The organism is Arthrobacter sp. TJ-238 (assembly GCF_058269215.1).
On the sequence record NZ_JBZCNH010000006.1, the window covers coordinates 149236 to 166424 of the forward strand.

Genomic DNA, 17189 nt, shown 5'->3' on the forward strand with positions numbered 1-17189 from the left:
TTACTGGCCGGTAACATAAGCGTGCAAGCGGATCGCCAGGCCCCTCCGCCTCAGTCCTCGGACGGCTCCTGGCCTGCCTGGCGGTTCTTGGCAGGAAGGGGGTCCGGGTCGAGGAAGGCCACGGTGATGATCGCGGCGATCTGCTCGATCTGCCAGGGGCGTGCGCCGAGCTCGGCCAGCGCCGCCGAGACCGATTCGAGGGAGAGCTCTGCCGGGGGCCGCCAGGCGATGCGGCGCAGGTAGTCCGGGGTGAGCAGGTTCTCCACGGGCATGCCGAGCTTCTCGGCGTGGTGGGCCACCCGGGGGCGGGCGGTCTGCAGGCGGGCCGCCGCCTCGGGGTCCTTCTCCGCCCACACGCGCGGCGGCGGCGGCGCGGTGGTGGAGATGTGCAGGGGCGGGAGCTCCGTGAGCTTCCTGGCCTCGCTGATGCACTTGAGCCAGCGGGGCGCCTCCTTCTGGGCGGCGCGGCCGTGGAAGCCCTTGGTGGCCAGCAGCTGCGGGACCGTGGACGGCATCGCCTTGGCCGCCGCCACGATCGCCGAATCCGGGATGAGCCGTCCGGGCGCCACATCGCGGCGCTGGGCAAGATCCTCGCGTTCGAGCCACATCTGCCGGACAGCGGCGAGCTGCCGGCGGTCCCGCAGCTGGTGCAGCCCGGAGGTACGGCGCCACGGGTCGACGCGCGGTTCGGCGGGGGGAGTGCTGCGGATGTGCTCGAACTCCTCCTCCGCGATTCCCAGCTTCCCGTCCTCCTGCAGCAGGTCCGCCAGCTTGCCGCGCAGTTCCGGCAGGACCTCCACGTCCAGTGCCGCGTAGCGGAGCCAGGGCTCGGGCAGCGGCCGCTTGGACCAGTCGGCGGCGGAGTGCTCCTTCGCGAGACTGAACCCGAGCTGGGACTCGATGACGGCGGCGAGGCCCACGCGGGGGAGACCGGCGAGGCGTGCGGCGAGTTCCGTGTCGAAGAGCCGGTCCGGCCACATGCCGAGCTCGGACAGGCAGGGCAGGTCCTGGCTCGCGGCATGCAGGATCCATTCGACGCCGTCGAGGGCGTCGTCGATGATCCGGAGGTCGTCGAACGGCTCGGGGTCGATCAGCCAGGTGCCCGCGCCCTCGCGCCGGATCTGGACGAGGAACGCGCGCTGTCCGTACCGGAACCCGGAGGCCCGCTCGGCGTCGACGCCCGCGGGGCCCGTACCGGCGGCGAGCGCCGCGGCGGCACGTTCGAGGCCGGCCTGCGTGTCGATGACGAGGGGGACGCCATCGCGCGGTTCGGTCAGGAGGGGGAGTTCCTGGGGATCGGGATCGACGGCGCGATCGGGCACATCGGTGCTGTCCGTCTGCTCGGACGTATGGGAAGTCATGGTGTTTTCAGTCTATCCCCGCGGGTCCCCGGGACCCTCAAGCGAGCAGTGTCCTGCCACCGTTCCCCGGTGCTCAGGATCTGCGGTGGGGAAGGTGCGCGACACCCGCCGGGAGGGGCGGCAGTCCGGCGAAGGTGCACACCATGTCGGACCACGCCTCGAGGTGCCGGCGGACGTCCGCGGTCTCGGGGGTCCACGACGCCCGGAGCTCGATGTCGATGGTGTCGGGGCGGTCCTCCAGGGTGCCGTAGCTCTCGGACAGGATGCGGGTGGCGGTGCCGCCCGTGCTGTGATGCCGTGCGCCGTGGGTCTCGAGGGCTTCCACGAGCCATGTCCAGGCGACCGATCCGAGGAGGGCGTCGTTGCCCATGTCGGCTTCGAGCTGTGCGCGGATGTAGGTCACGATGCGGAACCGGCCGTTCCAGACCTCGGAGCCGTCGGGGTCGTAGAGGAGGATGAAGCGGCCCGTGGCGAGTTCCTCGGGGTCGGACCGCGCGAGGAGGCCACGCGCGGGCCCGTGGAGCGGCAACGGCGACGCCTCGAAGATCTCCGCGCCGAGTGCCACCGCGAACGGGGCGAGCCGTGAGGGAGCCGGGATCTCCTCGAGCCGGATCTCGCTGCGGCGGGCCGCCTTCCGGAGGCCGGCCAGGGCGTCGAGGAATTCGGCAGGAAGCTGCGATCCGCCATCGGTAGCACTCACCCCCGCAGGCTATGCCCTGCGGGGGTGGGTTCGGCGGCGGCGCGCCGGTGAGCGGGCGCCGACCGGCCGGTGCACGGGCCTGGTGGGGCCGGTCGTCAGGCGGCTGCTGCCTCCCGGCGGATCGCGTCGATGAAGGCGTCGACGTCCTCCTCGGTGGTGTCGAACGAGCACATCCACCGGACCTCGCCGGTCGCCTGGTCCCAGTCGTAGAAGCGGAAGCTCTCGCGGACGCGGTCCGCCGCCCCGGGGGGCAGGATCGCGAAGACGGCGTTGGCGGTGGTCTCCTGCGTGAGGATCACGCCCTGGATGCCGCGGACGCCTTCGGTGAGGCGCGCGGCCATGGCGTTGGCGTGCGACGCCGAGCGGAGCCAGAGATCGCCCTCGAGCAGGGCGACGAGCTGTGCGGAGACGAAGCGCATCTTGGACGCGAGCTGCATGTTGAGTTTCCGCAGGTAGTCCATCCCGGTGGACGCCTCCTGGTTCAGGACCACGACGCACTCGCCGAACATGAGGCCGTTCTTGGTGCCCCCGAACGAGAGGATGTCCACGCCGGCGTCGCGCGTGAAGGCGCGCAGCGGCTGGCCGAGGGCCGCGGCTGCATTCGCGAGGCGGGCGCCGTCCATGTGCACCCTCATGCCGCGGGCGTGGCAGTGGTCGGCGATCGCCTTGATCTCGGCGACGGAGTAGAGCGTGCCGAGCTCCGTCGTCTGGGTGATGGAGACGGCGAGCGGCTGGGCACGGTGCTGGTCGCCCCAGCCCCAGGCCTCCCGGTCGATGAGCTCGGGGGTCAGCTTGCCGTCCGGCGTGGGGACGGTGAGCAGCTTGATGCCGCCCACGCGCTCGGGGGCCGCGTTCTCGTCCACGTTGATGTGCGCGGTCTGCGGGCAGATCACGGCGCCCCAGCGCGGCAGGATGGACTGCAGCGAGAGCACGTTCGCACCCGTACCGTTGAACACCGGGTAGATGGAGATGCCCTCGCCGAAGTGGTGCTCCATGACCTCCTGCAGCCGGGCCGTGTACTGGTCCTCGCCGTAGGCGACCTGGTGCCCCTCGTTGGCGGCGGCCAGGGCCGTGAGGACCTCGGGGTGCACGCCCGAGTAGTTGTCGGACGCGAAGCTGCGCGAGGTGCGGTCGTGCAGGGGCGCGGGCGCTGCGGGAGCGATGGCGGAGGTCATGGTGTCGGTCACCGTCCCATTATCCCCGAGCGGGCGGCCGGGCACCGACGGCGTCGATGCGGGCGCCGTTGACCTCGGCGGCCGGTGAGGCGGGCAGCGACGCGAGGATCCGCGCCAGATCGTCCACGTGCGTGAAGCCGGGGAACGTCCGCTCGGGCTGCTGCTGCCGCATCGCGTCGTCCACCAGCGCCTTGACGACGACGGCGGTCGCGGCCGCCCCCGTCCCGTCCTTGGCGAAGCCCTGCGCCACCGCCTGGAGCCAGGCGTCGACGGACGCCTTGACCGCGGCGTAGGAGGCGTTCGCGGCGGTGGGTGCCGTCACGGCCGTGGCCGTGACGGCGGCGAGCCGCCCGGAGTGCTCGGCCAGCTGGTCGTAGAACGCCCGGCTGGTGTTGAACAGCGTGACGAAGACGGACCGGTGGAGGGCCTCGAGGTCCGCCGTCGTCTGCGTGGTGATGCCCCGTCCGCCCCGCCAGCCTCCCACGAGGTGGAACAGGGCGTCGGCGCCGCCGTGGTCCGCGAGGACGCGCTCGGCGAGCCGGCCGACCGCGGTCTCATCCGTCAGGTCGCACACCTGCCGGTCGACGCCGTCGATCCCGGCGAGCGCCGCCTCCAGGCGCACGGCGTCGGACCCCACGGCCACCACGGTCAGGCCGTCCGAGACCAGGCGCCGGACCAGGGCGATGCCGGACGCACCCGTGGCGCCGGCGACGACGGCCGTGCGGGTGTCAGGGGCACCCGGTACGTAGCTCACGCCGTGTGCGCGGTGATGCCCGCGGTCGACTCGATGACGGGCTTCATCTTCTTCTCCAGCGCCTCGAAGAACATCGAGAGGGGGAACTCGTCGTCGAGGACGGCGTCGGTGAGGGCCCGCGGGGGGCCCATGAGCTCCAGTGCGTCCGGGCCCTTGGCCCACACGGAGGCCGGGTGCGGGGTGACGGTGGCGGAGACGAGGTCGTAGGCGGCGAGCCAGTGTGCGCTCTTCGGGCGGTCGATGGACCGCCAGTACAGCTGCTCGATCTGCTCGCCGAGGGCGACGACGACGCCTGCCGCCTCGTCCCAGTCGATGCTGAGCTTGGTGTCGGTCCAGTGCAGCACGCGGTGCTGGTGCATCCACGCGAAGAGCAGTTGGCCGCCGAGGCCGTCGTAGTTCCGCACGCGGCTGCCGGTGATGCTGAAGCGGAAGATGCGGTCGAAGATGACGGCGTACTGCACGAGCCGGGCATGCCGGCGCGCCTCGGCCGACGCGTCGTCGTCCTGCTCGATCCTGACGGACTCGCGGAACGCCGTGAGGTCGCAGCGCAGTTCCTCGAGCGAGTACAGGAAGAACGGCATGCGCTGCTTGATCATGAACGGATCGAAGGGCAGGTCGCCGCGCATGTGGGTGCGGTCGTGGATGAGGTCCCACATCACGAACGTCTCCTCGGCGAGCTGCTGGTCGTCGAGGAGTTCCAGTGCGTCCTGGGGCAGGTCGAGGCGCGTGATGTCCGCGGCGGCGCGGACCACGCGGCGGAAGCGCGCGGCCTCCCGGTCCGCGAAGATGGCACCCCACGTGAACGTGGGCGTGGAGCTGACCGCGACCGTCTCGGGGAAGAGTACGGCGGAGTTGGTGTTGTAGCCCTCGGTGAAGTCGAGGAAGCGGATGGGTACGAAGAGCGCATTGGAGTACGCCCCGGCCTCGAGCTCACCGATGAACTCCGGCCAGAGGACCTCGATGAGCACGGCTTCGACGAGGCGGCTGGTGCTGCCGTTCTGCGTGTACATCGGGAAGACCACGAGGTGCTGGAGGCCGTCGATCCGATCGAGCTGCGGCTGGAAGGCCAGTAGCGGTTCGAGGAAATCGGGCACTGCGAAGCCGCCCGCCTGCCACGCCTCCAGGGCCGTGATGGTGCGGCCCAGGTACTCGGCGTCATGGGGGAACAGGGGCATGAGCTCCTGCACGGCGGCGGTGATGGCCTCCGTGTGGGCCGCGGCGTCCACGTGGTGCTCGGGGTCGGGGATCGAGCCGTCCTTGACCTGCAGGACGCGCAGCCGGTGCGCCGCGGCCTTGAGTGCGTGCCACGCCGCATGCTCCTGCGGCCGGTTGTCTACGGGGGCGAGGGGAGTGACGGTCACGACTCCTGCTTTCGTCGGTGGGATTTGCATCGGTGGGATGCATCGCTGGTGTTGTCGTGACAGTAGCAAGCAGAACAGGGATACTTACACGCTGGCCGGCTTAGCTCAAGCAATGCTTACGCTCGGCCGGTGCGGCACCGAGTGCAAGGTCCAGCGCGGCTTCACACCGGGCACACGAAAAAGGCCAGTCCTCGGACTGGCCTTCCCCGTGTGCGGGTCCCGCTGCACTACTCGGCGGGCACCAGCGTCATCGAGATGGAGTTGATGCAGAAACGCTCATCCGTGGGGGTGTCGAAGCCCTCGCCCTTGAAGAGGTGGCCGAGGTGCGAGTCGCAGCGGGCGCAGCGCACCTCGATGCGCTCCATGCCGAGGGACCGGTCGTGCAGGTAGCGGACCTTGTCCTCGGCCAGCGGCGCCCAGAAGGACGGCCACCCGCAGTGGGAATCGAACTTCTCGTTGCTCGTGAAGAGCTCGGCGCCGCACGCACGGCACGCGTAGGTGCCGGCGGTCTTCGCGTCGTAGTACTCCCCGGTGTAGGGGCGCTCCGTGCCGGCCTTCCGCAGCACCTGGAACTCCTGCGGGGAGAGCTCCTGCCGCCACTCGTCGTCGGACTTCTGGATCTCGGGCCGGTAGGCGTCGTGTTCGGTAGTCATAGTGCGTGCAACGCCTAGGAGTCGCCAATAAATCCCGAGCCCGAGTACAGGTGCAGCACGGCGATCCCGAGCTTGTCCTGCGCCCGGTTGGCCCAGTCCCGGTGGAAGGTGTCCGCCACCGCATGGGGGCGCGTGATGACCACGGCCTGCGCCGCCCCGGTGTCGGCGGCCTCCTGCACGAGGGCGTCCACCGGGTTCCCCGTCGTCGTCCGGCCGCGTGCCGTGAACCCCTCGTCCGCGAGCAGCCGCAGCGATTCCTCGAGGGCCGAGCGGGCCGCCGCCTCGTCGTGCTCCCGGTCGTCCGCCGAGAACGACCGGAAGGCCTCGCCCACCTCGAGCAGGCTCAGGTGGCGGAAGAACTCGCCGAGGACCGACTCGTCGCGGTCCTCGGGGATCAGGACCACGACATCGGCCGACTCCTCGCCCTGCAGGGACCGGAGATTGGCGAGATCGGGCTGGGTCAGGGCTTCCTCGGTCAGCACGAGGATCGTTTCGGTCATGGCGTCACTGTACTGCGGCGTACCGGGAGGCCGCTGTGCCCGGTGTGCCCGGTGTGGCGAATCGTCGAAGCTTGGCGGGGCGGGGTGCAAGCAGGGTAGAAAGGGAGGCATGGCAACTGGAAGGTCGACGCCCGCGGTGCAGCGGGTCCCTGCGCCCTGGCTCAAGTGGACGGCGCTCGGAGTGGGGGCGGGAGCGGCGCTCGCCTCCTCGGCGGCGGGTGCGGTCTCCGGTCTCGCGGTGTACTTCGCCCGGCAGATCGTGACGCCGGCGCGCGGCCGCGAGGAGAACCTCGACATCCTCGCCGTCGTGGGACCCGCCGGGAACCAGACCGTGATCCTCCCCGCGAACGACGACACCACCGTCGAGGGCACCTACAGCCTCCACTTCGACCGCGGCGAGGGTCACGCCCGCCTCGGGGCCATCCGCTCCTACGTGCCGCGCGAGGGTACCGTCGAGCGCGAGGTGGAGAAGGTCTACGTGGGCGATCTGGCATCGGCGACCCGCGGCTGGTGGGGCGGCGCCACCTATCCCTCGCCGTCGGCCCTCGGCTTCGCCGACGAGGAGGTCCTCATCCCGGTGGAGGGCGGGTCGGCGCCGGCCTGGCTCGTCCGGGCGGAAGCGCCGGCCCGCACGTGGGCCATCATGGTGCACGGCCGCGGGGCGACGCGCAACGAGGCCCTGCGTGCCCTCCCGCCGGCACGCCGCCTCGGGATGACGAGCCTCGTCCTGTCCTACCGGAACGACGGCGAGGCCCCCTCGGCGCCCGACGGCCGGTACGGCCTCGGCATGACCGAGTGGCACGACGTCGACGCGGCGATCGACTACGCGGTGGCCCACGGAGCCCGCGACGTCGTCCTGTTCGGCTGGTCGATGGGCGGGGCCATCGCCCTGCAGACGGCGGACCTCTCGCGGCACCGCAGCCGGATCACCGCGCTGGTGCTCGACGGCCCGGTCATCAACTGGATCGAGGTGCTCGCGCACCACGCCGAACTCAACCGCATCCCGGCGCCCGTGGGGCGGCTGGGCCAGTACCTCCTGGCCAGCCAGCGCGCGCGCCGGATCACGGGGCTGGCCGCGCCGCTCGACCTCAAGAGCATGGACTGGATCGCCCGCGCCGAGCAGCTGACCCTGCCCACCCTGGTGCTGCACAGCGAGGACGACGAGTTCGTTCCCATCGGCCCCTCGGCCGAGCTGGCAGCCAGGAACCCGGCCTTCGTGACGCTCGAGCGGTTCCACCGTGCACGCCACACGAAGGAGTGGAACATCGACCCGCAGCGGTGGGAGTCCGTCGTGGAACGCTGGCTCGACGGCCTCCTGTACGGCCGGACCCTGCCCGGGGGGAAGGTGCCCGACGGCGGGACGGCTACTGCGCTTCCCTGATCTTCCGCTTGATGCGTCCCAGCATCGCGGCCATGCCGCGCATACGCAGGGGCGTGATGGCCCGGGTGAGGCCGAGGCGGTCGGGCACGTCGTCCGGTACGGCGAGCACCTCCGCGGCCGGCAGCCCGTCGAGGCCCTCCAGCAGCACACCCGCGAACCCGCGGGTCGTCGGTGCCTCGGGCGGCGCCGAGAAGAACAGGTGCACCGGCCGCTCGGGTTCCGCGCCGATCTCCATCGTGAGGAACAGCGGGGTCTGGCACTCGACGACCTGCTCCAGGAGCTCGGGGTGCTCCCCGTAGCGCTCGGGCAACGGCGGCAGCTCGCGGGAGAAGTCGAGCAGGAGCTGCAGGCGGTCCGGCTCGGACAGGTCCTGGAAGTCGTCGATGATCTCCGCGAGCTTCGCGGGGACGGCCCCGGCGGTCATCGGGTCGCCTGCGCGGGAAGGGCCGGCTGCGCGGGGGCGTCGCCGGGTTCGGTGCCGCGGACGATGGGGACGCGCACCGCGTTGCCCCACTCCGTCCAGGAGCCGTCGTAGTTGCGCACCTTCTCGAAGCCGAGCAGGTGGGTGAGCACGAACCACGTGTGGCTCGACCGCTCGCCGATGCGGCAGTACGCGACGACGTCGTCGCCGTCCTGCAGACCGGCCTCGTCCCGGTAGATGGCGTCCAGTTCGGCGCGCGTGCGGAACGTCCCGTCCTCGGCGGCGGCCCGGGCCCAGGGGACCGAGCGGGCGGTGGGGATGTGCCCTCCGCGCAGGGCGCCCTCCTCGGGGTACGCGGGCATGGTGGTGCGGGCGCCCGTGTACTCGTCGCCCGACCGGACGTCGATCAGCGGGTTGCCGAGGTGCGCCATGACGTCGGCGAGGTAGGCGCGCACGGGGGCGTCGTCGCGCTCGACGACGGGGTACTGCGTGGCCGTGATCTCCGGCTTGTCCGTGGTCAGCTCCCGGCCCTCGGCGACCCACTTGTCGCGGCCGCCGTCGAGCAGGCGGACGTCCTCGTGGCCGAACAGGGTGAACACCCACAGGGCGTAGGCCGCCCACCAGTTGCTCTTGTCGCCGTAGATCACCACGGTCGAGTCGCGGGAGATGCCCTTGGAGGCCATGAGCCGAGCGAAGCCCTCGCCGTCGATGTAGTCGCGGGTCACCTCGTCGTTCAGTTCGGTGTGCCAGTCGATCTTCACGGCGCCGGGCACGTGCCCGGTCTCGTACAGCAGGACGTCCTCGTCGGACTCGACGACCACCAGCCCGTCCGCGCCGAGGTTCTCGGCCAGCCACCCAGTGGAGACGAGCCGCTCGGGGTGGGCGTACTCGGCGAACTTGTCCTGGGGGTCTGCAGTCAGGGTCATTGCGGCCTTTCGTATAGCTGTAGGCGCGCGCAGCGGGCCCGGAACGTGTCTTTCCACCTAGCGTAACCACGCGGTGCGGCGAAAGCTTCCGGCGCACCCGCGTGCTGCCCCTGCCCGGCACGACCCCGGGCGGGCCCCGGTCAAGGGGCGTCCGTGCCCGCCCCCCGCGCGGGCGGGTGCGCGCGGTTGCCGTAGTCTTGCCTAGCGGAACGGCGGCGTGCAGGGCCGTTCCCGCCGACCTCCCGGACAAGAGAAAGCGGTCCAGATCCGTGCCAGCCATCGAACACCTGACAGAGCGGTCGCCGAAGGTCTCCGTCGATGATCTGCTGGACGGGTTCTACCCGTCGCCCCGCTTCGGCGAGGTGTCCTTCGACTCCTACCGCCCCGATCCGCAGCAGCTCTCCCAGTCGGCGGCCGTCACCAAGCTCCGGGACTTCGCCGGCGCTGTCAACGAGCCGGAGCCCTCGGGCCTCCGCAGGCTGTTCGGCGGGAAGAAGCCCGCGACCCGCGCCGGCATCTACCTCGATGGCGGCTTCGGCGTCGGCAAGACCCACCTCCTGGCCTCCCTGTGGCACGCGTCCACGGGCAGGAAGGCGTTCGGCACGTTCGTGGAGTACACGAACCTGGTGGGGGCGCTGAGCTTCCGCAAGACGGTCGACGCGCTCAGCGGCTACAGCCTGGTCTGCATCGACGAGTTCGAGCTCGACGACCCCGGCGACACCGTGCTGATGTCCCGCCTGATGCGCGAGCTAGCCGACGCGGGCGTCAAGCTCGCCGCGACGTCCAATACGCTTCCGGGCTCCCTCGGGGACGGCCGGTTCGCGGCGGAGGACTTCCAGCGCGAGATCCAGGTCCTCGCGGACCAGTTCGAGGTGGCGCGCATCGACGGGGAGGACTACCGGCACCGTGGGCTGCCGCAGGCGCCCGACGCCATCGACGATGCCGCCCTGCGGGAACGCATCGCCGCCTTCTCGGCGGGCGTCCTCGCGGAGGACGACTTCTCGGACCTCATCCGGCACCTCGCCGACGTGCACCCGAGCCGCTACCGGCAGCTCCTCGACGGCGTCGACGCTGTGGCCTGGCACAACGTGCAGACCATCACGGAGCAGTCCGTGGCGCTGCGGTTCGTGGTCCTCGCGGACCGCCTGTACGACCGGGACGTGCCGATCATGGCCAGCGGCACCACCTTCGACCACCTCTTCACCGAGGAGATGATGGGCGGCGGGTACATGAAGAAGTACTACAGGGCCGTGTCCCGCCTCACCGCGCTCGCGCGGCAGGGGAGCGACGTCACGAGCTAGCCGCACCCGGCCCCCGGGGACGCCAGGGGACAGGAAAGCAGGAAGCGCCGGTGCCGCCTCTCGGCGGGACCGGCGCTCCTTATTGCCAGGCTGGGATCACACGGCCGGCGGAGGGGTAGGGCCGACGTCGCCCTTGCCGTCCTTCTTGTCGATCTGGTCGACCATCGCCGAAGCCTTCGTCTGCACTCCGTCGATGTGGCGCGAGTACTTGCCATGGGTCTTGCCGTCGACGAAATCGCCGGCCTTCCCGATGCCGTTCTTCACCTTGTCGGAATTATCGCCAATGAGTTCGGTCGCCTTACCCGCGAGGGTGCCGGCCTTGCCCTTGAGCCCGTCCAATAAACCCACGGACACCTCCTTTCGGTCGTGGAAACGCAGGACCGTTTCCGCTCCATCCATCATAGGCGAGCAGGATGGGCATGTCCTGGGAGAAGTCCCGGCCGGCCCGCGCACCGGGCAAAGAAAAAGACCGGTCCTCATCGGGACCGGTCTGCGAGCGGACGACGGGATTCGAACCCGCGACATCCACCTTGGCAAGGTGGTGCTCTAGCCAGCTGAGCTACGTCCGCAAAAAAGCGCCCCCGAGGGGGCGCCGTCGTGGGCGATACTGGGATCGAACCAGTGACCTCTTCCGTGTCAGGGAAGCGCGCTACCGCTGCGCCAATCGCCCATTTTCATGGTGCTCGTACTGCTTTGCTCCTGCCCGTCCCGTCGAGAGGTGGGGACGGGATTCGAACCCGCGTATACGGCTTTGCAGGCCGCTGCCTCGCCTCTCGGCCACCCCACCATGACCGGGTAACCCCGGCCACCGGACTGATCCGGCCGAACAGTGACTTGCGAGCGGACGACGGGATTCGAACCCGCGACATCCACCTTGGCAAGGTGGTGCTCTAGCCAGCTGAGCTACGTCCGCAGAAGGAGAACAGAACCGAGAACCCCGCTCAATGGCTTGCATTTCGCGGTGTTTCTTCGTTTTCCAACGAGAGAAAACTCTATAGGACGTTTGGGGGTTCGTCCAATCGGCCCGTCGCCGCCCCGGTGCAGGGCTGTCAGAGGCACCTGAGAGACTGGAGCCATGACCGCCCCGCTCCTCGCACACGCAACGCCCCACGGCAGGATGTACGCCCGCTCGACCTCGGACCAGCCCTCCGTCCCGTCGATCACGACCGTGATCTCGCAGCTGCCCACCTCGCTCGGTGGCTGGTTCGGCCACATGGCGGCCAGTGCGCTCTCGCGGGACCCTCGGCTGCCCGTGGCACTCGGCAACCCGTCCGAGCTGCGATCCGCGGTCAGGGACGCGGCCTCCGCGGCCGAGCGCTACCGCGACGAGGCGGCCCTCCGCGGCACCCGGGTGCACCACTACTGCGAGCAGGTCGCGCTGCGCGCGCTCGGCCGTCCCGAGGAGCTCGACGCCGCCCGCCTCGCCCTCGAGGAGAACGGCGAGTCCGGATTCGCCCAGCGGTTCGACGAGTGGTGGAGCCTCTACGACGTCCGCCCGGTGGAACCCGAGCTGACGGTCTGGAACACCGAGCTCGGCTACGCGGGCACGCTCGACCTCGTCGCGACCATCGGCGGGCGCACCTGCCTCATCGACTACAAGACCAAGAACACCGACCGGGACGGCTTCGTGAAGGCCCTCGACGACAAGGTGGTCATGCAGCTCGTGGCCGGGATGAAGGCCGAGGAATGCCTCGTGGACCCGCAGAAGGGCGAGTGGCGCCCCTGGCCGCACGGCGAGCAGCCCCTGCTGCTCGGCGTCGCCGTCGGGCAGACCGAGGTCCGCGCCATGCGGGCCAATCCGGAGGTGCTGAGGAAGCACTGGCTGCGCTTCTGCGCCCTGCGCCGCGCCTGGGAGGCGGGACTCGACGCCGAGGAGGCCGGCCGGGCGCTGCTGCCCATCGGCCCGCCGCCCGCCCCGTCGGTGCCGACCGGATCCGCCCTGCCGGCCTGAGCCGGTCCGGGTCGCGCACACCCCGTCCGTCGTGCGCTGCGCGTCGGCACTAGGATTGACGGGAACCTCGCGGCCCAGCGCCGCGGACCGCATCCCGTCCTGCGCATCCCGGCGCAGTCCTTGACCGAAGCGAGGAACGAGCACCGATGGCCGTCCTGAGTATCCGCATGATCGGCGATCCGATCCTCCGCACACCGGCCGCCGCGGTGACCGACTTCGGACCGGAGCTCGCCCGGCTGGTCGAGGACATGACCGAGACCATGATCGACGTGCAGGGCGCGGGGCTCGCCGCACCCCAGGTGGGGATCGGGCTGCAGGTGTTCACCTACCGCGTGGACGGCGCGCAGGGTCACGTGGTGAACCCGGTGCTCGAGACCGACGGCGCGTCCCAGGGCGAGTCCGACGTCGAGGGGTGCCTGTCCGTCCCCGGTCTCGGAAGCTACGTGGAAAGGACGGAATGGGCCCGCGTCACCGGCCAGGACGTCTCCGGCCAGGACGTCGTGGTCGAAGGCACGGGCATGCTCGCGCGTGCCCTGCAGCACGAGACGGACCACCTGCGCGGCACCCTGTACATCGACCGTCTCCAGGGTGAGGACCGCAGGAACGCGCTGCGGGTCATCCGGAGCGCGGACTACAACCGCGTCACCTCCCGCACCGAGGCAGAGCGAGCCCGGACCCTCGGGTCGAGCTTCACCCCCGGCGCGGAGCCCGGCACCGGCGCGTTCGGCCGGGCCACCCGATGAGGATCCTCTTCGCAGGCACGCCCGAGGTCGCCGTGCCGTCACTCAGGGCCCTCGTGGAGGCCGGCTTCGATGTCGCGGCCGTCCTCACGCGCGTCGATGCACCCGTGGGGCGCCGGAAGGTGCTGACGCCGAGCCCGGTCGCCGCGGCCGCGGACGAGCTCGGGCTGCCGGTGGTGAAGGCGAACCGCTTCACCCCGGAGCTGATCGACCACCTCGCCACCCTCGAGCTCGAGGCAGCGGCCATCGTGGCCTACGGGGGCATCGTCCCGCCGGCCGGGCTGTCCGTCCCCGAGCACGGCTGGATCAACCTGCACTTCTCCGTGCTGCCCGCGTGGCGGGGTGCCGCGCCCGTGCAGCACGCCGTGCTCGCCGGGGACGACGTCACCGGGGCGACGACGTTCCTCCTCGAGGAGGGGCTCGATACCGGGCCCGTCTTCGGGGTGATGACCGAGACCCTCGAACCGTCCGCGACGAGCGGGGAGATCCTCGGGCGCCTCGCGCACAGTGGCGCGGTCCTCCTCGTGCAGACGCTCTCGGGCCTCGCGGCAGGACGCGTCACCGCGACGCCGCAGACCGGGGATCCGAGCTTCGCCCCGAAGCTCACCATCGACGACGCCCGGATCGACTGGTCCCAGCCGGCCGTCGCCGTCCGCCAGCGCATCAACGCCGTCACCCCGGAACCCGGGGCGTGGACCACCCTCGACGGGCAGCGCGTCAAGCTCGGCCCCGTCACCCCCGTCACCCCCGTCACCCCCGCCGCGGACGGTGCGGACGGTGCGGACGCCGCGGACGGCGCCCACGCACCGGTCGAGGGGGGATCCGGTGCGCCGCTCGCGCCGGGTGCGCTGAGGGTCGCGGGGCGGCAGGTCCTCGTCGGGACGGGCTCGGGCGCTGTGGCCCTCGGTGAGCTGCAGCCCGCCGGCAAGAAGATGATGAACGCCCTGGATTGGGCACGAGGCGCGGCAGCGCGCGGGGAGCTGGTGTTCGAGTGACGGCGAACGGGGAATCGAACGGAGGGTCCAACCGCGGATCCGGTGGCGGCGGGGGACAGGGCAGGTCCCGCGGGCCCGGCAGCAGCGGCGGCCAGGGCGGTGGCAACCGGCGCCGCAACGACCAGGGGCGTGAACGCAACCGGGGCGGGGAGCGCCAGTTCTCGCAGGCTGCGCCGTCCCAGCGGACGCGCCGTGCGGACCCCGCCCGCCTCGTCGCCTTCGAGGTCCTGCGTGCTGTGGCCGCCGAGGACGCGTACGCTAACCTGGTGCTGCCGGCGAGTATCCGTAAGCACCGCCTGGACCGGCGCGACGCCGGCTTCGCCACGGAACTGACCTATGGGGCACTGCGCGGCCAGGGGACGTATGACGCCGTCCTGGCCCGCTGCGTGGACCGGCCGCTCGACCAGTTGGACCCCGCGGTGCTCGACGCCCTGCGGATCGGGGTGCACCAGCTCCTCGCGATGCGCGTCCCCGCGCACGCGGCGCTCGACCAGACCGTGGGACTCGTGCGTGCCGTGATCGGGGCCGGCCCGTCGTCGCTCGTGAACGCGGTGCTCCGCAAGGTGAGCGCACGCGACCTCGAGGCCTGGATCGGTGAACTCGTCGACGGTCTGACGGACGCCACCGCCATCGCCGCCCTGACGCACAGCCACCCCGAGTGGATCGTCCGCGCCCTGCGCCAGGCGCTCGTCGCCCATGGCCGCGACGCCGCGGAGATCGACGCGCTGCTCGCCGCGGACAACGCAGCGCCCGTGGTGCACCTCGTGGCCCTGCCCGGGCTCGCCACGCTCGACGACGCCCTGGGCGAAGGAGCCGAACCGGGCCTCCTCGCGCCCGGCTCCGCCTACTACTCCGGCGGCGACGTCAGCCGGCTGCCGGGCGTCTCGACGGGCACGATCCGCGTCCAGGACTCGGGATCGCAGCTCGTGGCGCGCGCCCTCGCCGCCGTGCCGGTCGACCGGCGGACGAACGACGCCGAGCAGTGGCTCGACCTGTGCGCCGGCCCCGGCGGGAAGACGGCGCTGCTGGCAGCCCTCGGCCAGGACGCCGGCGTGCACCTGACGGCCAACGAGCCGGTGCCGCACAGGGCCCAACTGGTCCGGCAGGCGCTGCGGCCCCTGCCCGAGGACTCCTGGACCGTGCGCGTCGGCGACGGCCGGGAGATCGGCCGGGACCAGCCGGAGCACTACGACCGCGTTCTCGTCGACGCGCCCTGCACCGGGCTCGGCGCGCTGCGCCGCCGGCCCGAATCCCGGTGGCGCCGCAAGCCCGCCGACCTGGTGTCCCTCGCGCCGCTCCAGCGGGAGCTCCTCGCGTCGGCTCTCGACGCCGTCGCCCCGGGCGGCGTGGTGGCGTACGTCACGTGCTCACCGCACCACGCCGAGACCGACGCCGTCGTCGACGACTGCCTCCGCAGGCGCACCGGCTTCGAGCGGGTCGACGCGGGCGCCGCGCTCGACGCCGTGAGCATCGGGGGAGGGCTCGACGCCGGCCACGGCTCGAGCGCCCAGCTCTGGCCGCACGTGCACGGCACGGACGCGATGTACCTGGCGCTCATCCGCAGGAACCCGGAAGGATGAGCGGATCCGGGAGCGCCCCCCCGCGTGGTCCGGACGCCCCTGTGCCCGCAACGAAAGGAACGGCTGTGACCCACCTCCGTATCAACCCGAGCATCCTCTCCGCGGATTTCGTCAATCTCGAGGCGGAGCTTCAGCGCATCGGTGCCGCCGACGCGGTGCACGTCGACGTGATGGACAACCATTTCGTGCCGAACCTGACGCTCGGCCTGCCCGTGGTCCGGCGCATCCAGGAGGTCAGCCCGCTGCCGCTCGACGTGCACCTCATGATCGAGGACGCGGACCGCTGGGCGCCGCAGTACGCCGAGGCCGGGGCCGCGTCCGTCACCTTCCATGCGGAGGCCGCCGCCGCGCCCGTGAAGCTGGCCCGGGAGCTGCGCGGCGCCGGGGCCCGGGCAGGGATGGCCCTCCGGCCGGCCACACCGGTGGAGCCCTACCTCGATCTGCTCGGTGAGCTGGACATGCTGCTCGTGATGACGGTCGAGCCGGGTTTCGGCGGCCAGTCCTTCCTGGACCTCACGCTGCCGAAGATCCGCCGGGCGGCCGAGGCCGTCCGTGGCGCCGACCTCCCGCTGGTCATCCAGGTGGACGGCGGGATCACGGAGGAGACCATCCTTCGCGCGGCCGACGCGGGAGCAACCGTCTTCGTGGCCGGCTCCTCCGTCTACGGAGCGGACGACGCCGGTGCCGCCATCACCGCCCTGCGCCTGGCCGCGACACGCAAGAGGTCCTAGGGGACGGCGGGCGGATCGGTGACGGTGATCCGGACGGACAGCGCCGATCCGGCCGCCTTCTCGAGGACCGCGAAGCGTGGATCGGGCACCGTGAGGAAGGGGACCCGCGGCAGACCCGCGACGGACGCGAGGACCGGTTCGCCGAGCGCCGCGACGGCCAGGGTCCTGTCCCCGCCGAGCTGCAGGCAGGACGGCGGATGCGCGGAGAAGATCGCCGAGGCGCGGACCGCGGTCTCCTCCACGAGGGCGTCGGCCTGATTGGCGCGACGCCGCGCGAAGCGCTGCTGCGACCAGCCGCCGGCGGCGGTGCGGCCCTGCACGTAGCGCGTGCCCGTCTTCGAGGCCACCACCGAGCCCTCCCGGGCCACCCCCACGGAGTAGCCGCCCCGCCGGATGAGCAGCAGCCCCACCGGCGCGGCCGGATCGATCCCCGACAGCAGGGCCGCGACGAGCCCGTCGCGTCCGGTGGCGGGACCGGCTGCGGACGGGGGGAGGGGCGGCGTCAGGACCGCCCGGCATCCGTTCTCGGCGAGGACCTCGAGGGAGCCCGGCCCAGCCTCGGCGGGCCGCACCATGGCGGGGCCGTTGCGCTGCTCGAACCGCGTGAGCCAGCCGTCGAGCCGCCGTGCCTCGACGAGCACGGACCTGGTCGTGGACAC

At 71.7% G+C, this 17189-nt stretch carries 18 protein-coding genes and 4 tRNA genes; 7 read left to right on the plus strand and 15 right to left on the minus strand.

The window, feature by feature from the left end:
• Positions 1 to 50 precede the first annotated feature (50 nt).
• The 7 genes from AC4D2O_RS14090 to AC4D2O_RS14120 all read right to left on the minus strand — a co-directional run bounded on the left by AC4D2O_RS14090 (position 51) and on the right by AC4D2O_RS14120 (position 6504).
• Positions 51 to 1361 (minus strand): HRDC domain-containing protein, encoded by a 1311-nt coding sequence (locus AC4D2O_RS14090; RefSeq protein WP_490907972.1) that lies wholly within the window; start codon positions 1359 to 1361, stop codon positions 51 to 53.
• Between the two features lie 73 nt (positions 1362 to 1434).
• Positions 1435 to 2061 carry a DUF3000 domain-containing protein gene (locus AC4D2O_RS14095; protein WP_490907973.1) on the minus strand — a complete coding sequence of 209 codons (627 nt, stop codon included), beginning with the start codon at positions 2059 to 2061 and terminating at the stop codon, positions 1435 to 1437.
• 95 nt (positions 2062 to 2156) lie between these two features.
• Positions 2157 to 3236 (minus strand): threonine aldolase family protein, encoded by a 1080-nt coding sequence (locus tag AC4D2O_RS14100; protein ID WP_490908154.1) that lies wholly within the window; start codon positions 3234 to 3236, stop codon positions 2157 to 2159.
• A 19-nt stretch (positions 3237 to 3255) separates the two neighbouring features.
• Positions 3256 to 3990 carry an SDR family NAD(P)-dependent oxidoreductase gene (locus AC4D2O_RS14105; RefSeq protein WP_490907974.1) on the minus strand — a complete coding sequence of 245 codons (735 nt, stop codon included), beginning with the start codon at positions 3988 to 3990 and terminating at the stop codon, positions 3256 to 3258.
• Positions 3987 to 5351: a DUF6421 family protein gene (locus AC4D2O_RS14110; protein ID WP_490907975.1), complete on the minus strand. Its 1365-nt coding sequence runs from the start codon at positions 5349 to 5351 to the stop codon at positions 3987 to 3989. Before AC4D2O_RS14110 ends, AC4D2O_RS14105 begins: the two co-directional genes overlap by 4 nt.
• Before the next feature lie 227 nt (positions 5352 to 5578).
• Positions 5579 to 6004: a peptide-methionine (R)-S-oxide reductase MsrB gene (msrB, locus tag AC4D2O_RS14115; RefSeq protein WP_490907976.1), complete on the minus strand. Its 426-nt coding sequence runs from the start codon at positions 6002 to 6004 to the stop codon at positions 5579 to 5581.
• A 14-nt stretch (positions 6005 to 6018) separates the two neighbouring features.
• A complete protein-coding gene (locus AC4D2O_RS14120) occupies positions 6019 to 6504 on the minus strand; it encodes a hypothetical protein (RefSeq protein WP_490907977.1) in 486 nt (161 codons plus the stop codon).
• 109 nt (positions 6505 to 6613) lie between these two features.
• Here AC4D2O_RS14120 and AC4D2O_RS14125 point away from each other — a divergent pair, with 109 nt between their 5' ends.
• A complete protein-coding gene (locus tag AC4D2O_RS14125; protein ID WP_490907978.1) occupies positions 6614 to 7885 on the plus strand; it encodes an alpha/beta hydrolase family protein in 1272 nt (423 codons plus the stop codon).
• Here the strand turns inward: AC4D2O_RS14125 and AC4D2O_RS14130 are convergent.
• Both AC4D2O_RS14130 and AC4D2O_RS14135 read right to left on the minus strand, forming a co-directional pair.
• Positions 7869 to 8309: a SufE family protein gene (locus tag AC4D2O_RS14130; protein WP_490907979.1), complete on the minus strand. Its 441-nt coding sequence runs from the start codon at positions 8307 to 8309 to the stop codon at positions 7869 to 7871. The genes AC4D2O_RS14125 and AC4D2O_RS14130 overlap by 17 nt on opposite strands.
• Complete coding sequence (locus AC4D2O_RS14135) at positions 8306 to 9232, minus strand: sulfurtransferase (protein ID WP_490907980.1); 927 nt, start codon at positions 9230 to 9232, stop codon at positions 8306 to 8308. Before AC4D2O_RS14135 ends, AC4D2O_RS14130 begins: the two co-directional genes overlap by 4 nt.
• A gap of 269 nt (positions 9233 to 9501) precedes the next feature.
• Here AC4D2O_RS14135 and zapE point away from each other — a divergent pair, with 269 nt between their 5' ends.
• Entirely contained in the window at positions 9502 to 10533 is a 1032-nt protein-coding gene (gene zapE / locus AC4D2O_RS14140; protein ID WP_490907981.1) for a cell division protein ZapE, read from the plus strand.
• 96 nt (positions 10534 to 10629) lie between these two features.
• On the opposite strand, the gene AC4D2O_RS14145 is transcribed toward zapE, so the two are convergent.
• The 5 genes from AC4D2O_RS14145 to AC4D2O_RS14165 all read right to left on the minus strand — a co-directional run bounded on the left by AC4D2O_RS14145 (position 10630) and on the right by AC4D2O_RS14165 (position 11446).
• Positions 10630 to 10881: an antitoxin gene (locus AC4D2O_RS14145; RefSeq protein ID WP_490907982.1), complete on the minus strand. Its 252-nt coding sequence runs from the start codon at positions 10879 to 10881 to the stop codon at positions 10630 to 10632.
• A gap of 147 nt (positions 10882 to 11028) precedes the next feature.
• Positions 11029 to 11102, minus strand: a tRNA-Gly gene (locus AC4D2O_RS14150).
• Between the two features lie 29 nt (positions 11103 to 11131).
• Positions 11132 to 11203: transfer RNA gene (locus AC4D2O_RS14155), tRNA-Val, on the minus strand.
• Between the two features lie 46 nt (positions 11204 to 11249).
• A tRNA-Cys gene (locus AC4D2O_RS14160) sits at positions 11250 to 11320 on the minus strand.
• A gap of 52 nt (positions 11321 to 11372) precedes the next feature.
• Positions 11373 to 11446, minus strand: a tRNA-Gly gene (locus tag AC4D2O_RS14165).
• A gap of 162 nt (positions 11447 to 11608) precedes the next feature.
• Between AC4D2O_RS14165 and AC4D2O_RS14170 the strand changes: the two genes are divergently transcribed.
• From AC4D2O_RS14170 to rpe, 5 genes are all read left to right on the plus strand, one after another.
• Complete coding sequence (locus AC4D2O_RS14170; protein WP_490907983.1) at positions 11609 to 12484, plus strand: cytochrome; 876 nt, start codon at positions 11609 to 11611, stop codon at positions 12482 to 12484.
• Positions 12485 to 12630: 146 nt separating this feature from the next.
• The gene (gene def / locus AC4D2O_RS14175; RefSeq protein WP_490907984.1) at positions 12631 to 13227 is read left to right on the plus strand and encodes a peptide deformylase; all 597 of its coding nucleotides are present in this window, start codon (positions 12631 to 12633) and stop codon (positions 13225 to 13227) included.
• The gene (locus AC4D2O_RS14180; protein WP_490907985.1) at positions 13224 to 14219 is read left to right on the plus strand and encodes a methionyl-tRNA formyltransferase; all 996 of its coding nucleotides are present in this window, start codon (positions 13224 to 13226) and stop codon (positions 14217 to 14219) included. The genes def and AC4D2O_RS14180 overlap by 4 nt, the downstream gene beginning before the upstream one ends.
• A complete protein-coding gene (locus AC4D2O_RS14185; protein ID WP_490907986.1) occupies positions 14216 to 15799 on the plus strand; it encodes an RsmB/NOP family class I SAM-dependent RNA methyltransferase in 1584 nt (527 codons plus the stop codon). Before AC4D2O_RS14180 ends, AC4D2O_RS14185 begins: the two co-directional genes overlap by 4 nt.
• A gap of 65 nt (positions 15800 to 15864) precedes the next feature.
• Positions 15865 to 16530 carry a ribulose-phosphate 3-epimerase gene (gene rpe / locus AC4D2O_RS14190; RefSeq protein ID WP_490907987.1) on the plus strand — a complete coding sequence of 222 codons (666 nt, stop codon included), beginning with the start codon at positions 15865 to 15867 and terminating at the stop codon, positions 16528 to 16530.
• Here the strand turns inward: rpe and AC4D2O_RS14195 are convergent.
• Positions 16527 to 17189 (minus strand): acVLRF1 family peptidyl-tRNA hydrolase, encoded by a 663-nt coding sequence (locus AC4D2O_RS14195; protein ID WP_490907988.1) that lies wholly within the window; start codon positions 17187 to 17189, stop codon positions 16527 to 16529. The genes rpe and AC4D2O_RS14195 overlap by 4 nt on opposite strands.

Excerpts from the sequence above, each read along its gene's own strand:
- AC4D2O_RS14130 (WP_490907979.1), bottom strand. The coding sequence starts at position 8,309 with ATGACCGCCGGGGCCGTCCCCGCGAAGCTCGCGGAGATCATCGACGAC.
- AC4D2O_RS14170 (WP_490907983.1), top strand. The coding sequence starts at position 11,609 with ATGACCGCCCCGCTCCTCGCACACGCAACGCCCCACGGCAGGATGTAC.
- AC4D2O_RS14100 (WP_490908154.1), bottom strand. The coding sequence starts at position 3,236 with ATGACCTCCGCCATCGCTCCCGCAGCGCCCGCGCCCCTGCACGACCGC.
- msrB (WP_490907976.1), bottom strand. The coding sequence starts at position 6,004 with ATGACTACCGAACACGACGCCTACCGGCCCGAGATCCAGAAGTCCGAC.
- AC4D2O_RS14135 (WP_490907980.1), bottom strand. The coding sequence starts at position 9,232 with ATGACCCTGACTGCAGACCCCCAGGACAAGTTCGCCGAGTACGCCCAC.
- AC4D2O_RS14090 (WP_490907972.1), bottom strand. The coding sequence starts at position 1,361 with ATGACTTCCCATACGTCCGAGCAGACGGACAGCACCGATGTGCCCGAT.
- def (WP_490907984.1), top strand. The coding sequence starts at position 12,631 with ATGGCCGTCCTGAGTATCCGCATGATCGGCGATCCGATCCTCCGCACA.
- AC4D2O_RS14180 (WP_490907985.1), top strand. The coding sequence starts at position 13,224 with ATGAGGATCCTCTTCGCAGGCACGCCCGAGGTCGCCGTGCCGTCACTC.
- AC4D2O_RS14125 (WP_490907978.1), top strand. The coding sequence starts at position 6,614 with ATGGCAACTGGAAGGTCGACGCCCGCGGTGCAGCGGGTCCCTGCGCCC.
- AC4D2O_RS14120 (WP_490907977.1), bottom strand. The coding sequence starts at position 6,504 with ATGACCGAAACGATCCTCGTGCTGACCGAGGAAGCCCTGACCCAGCCC.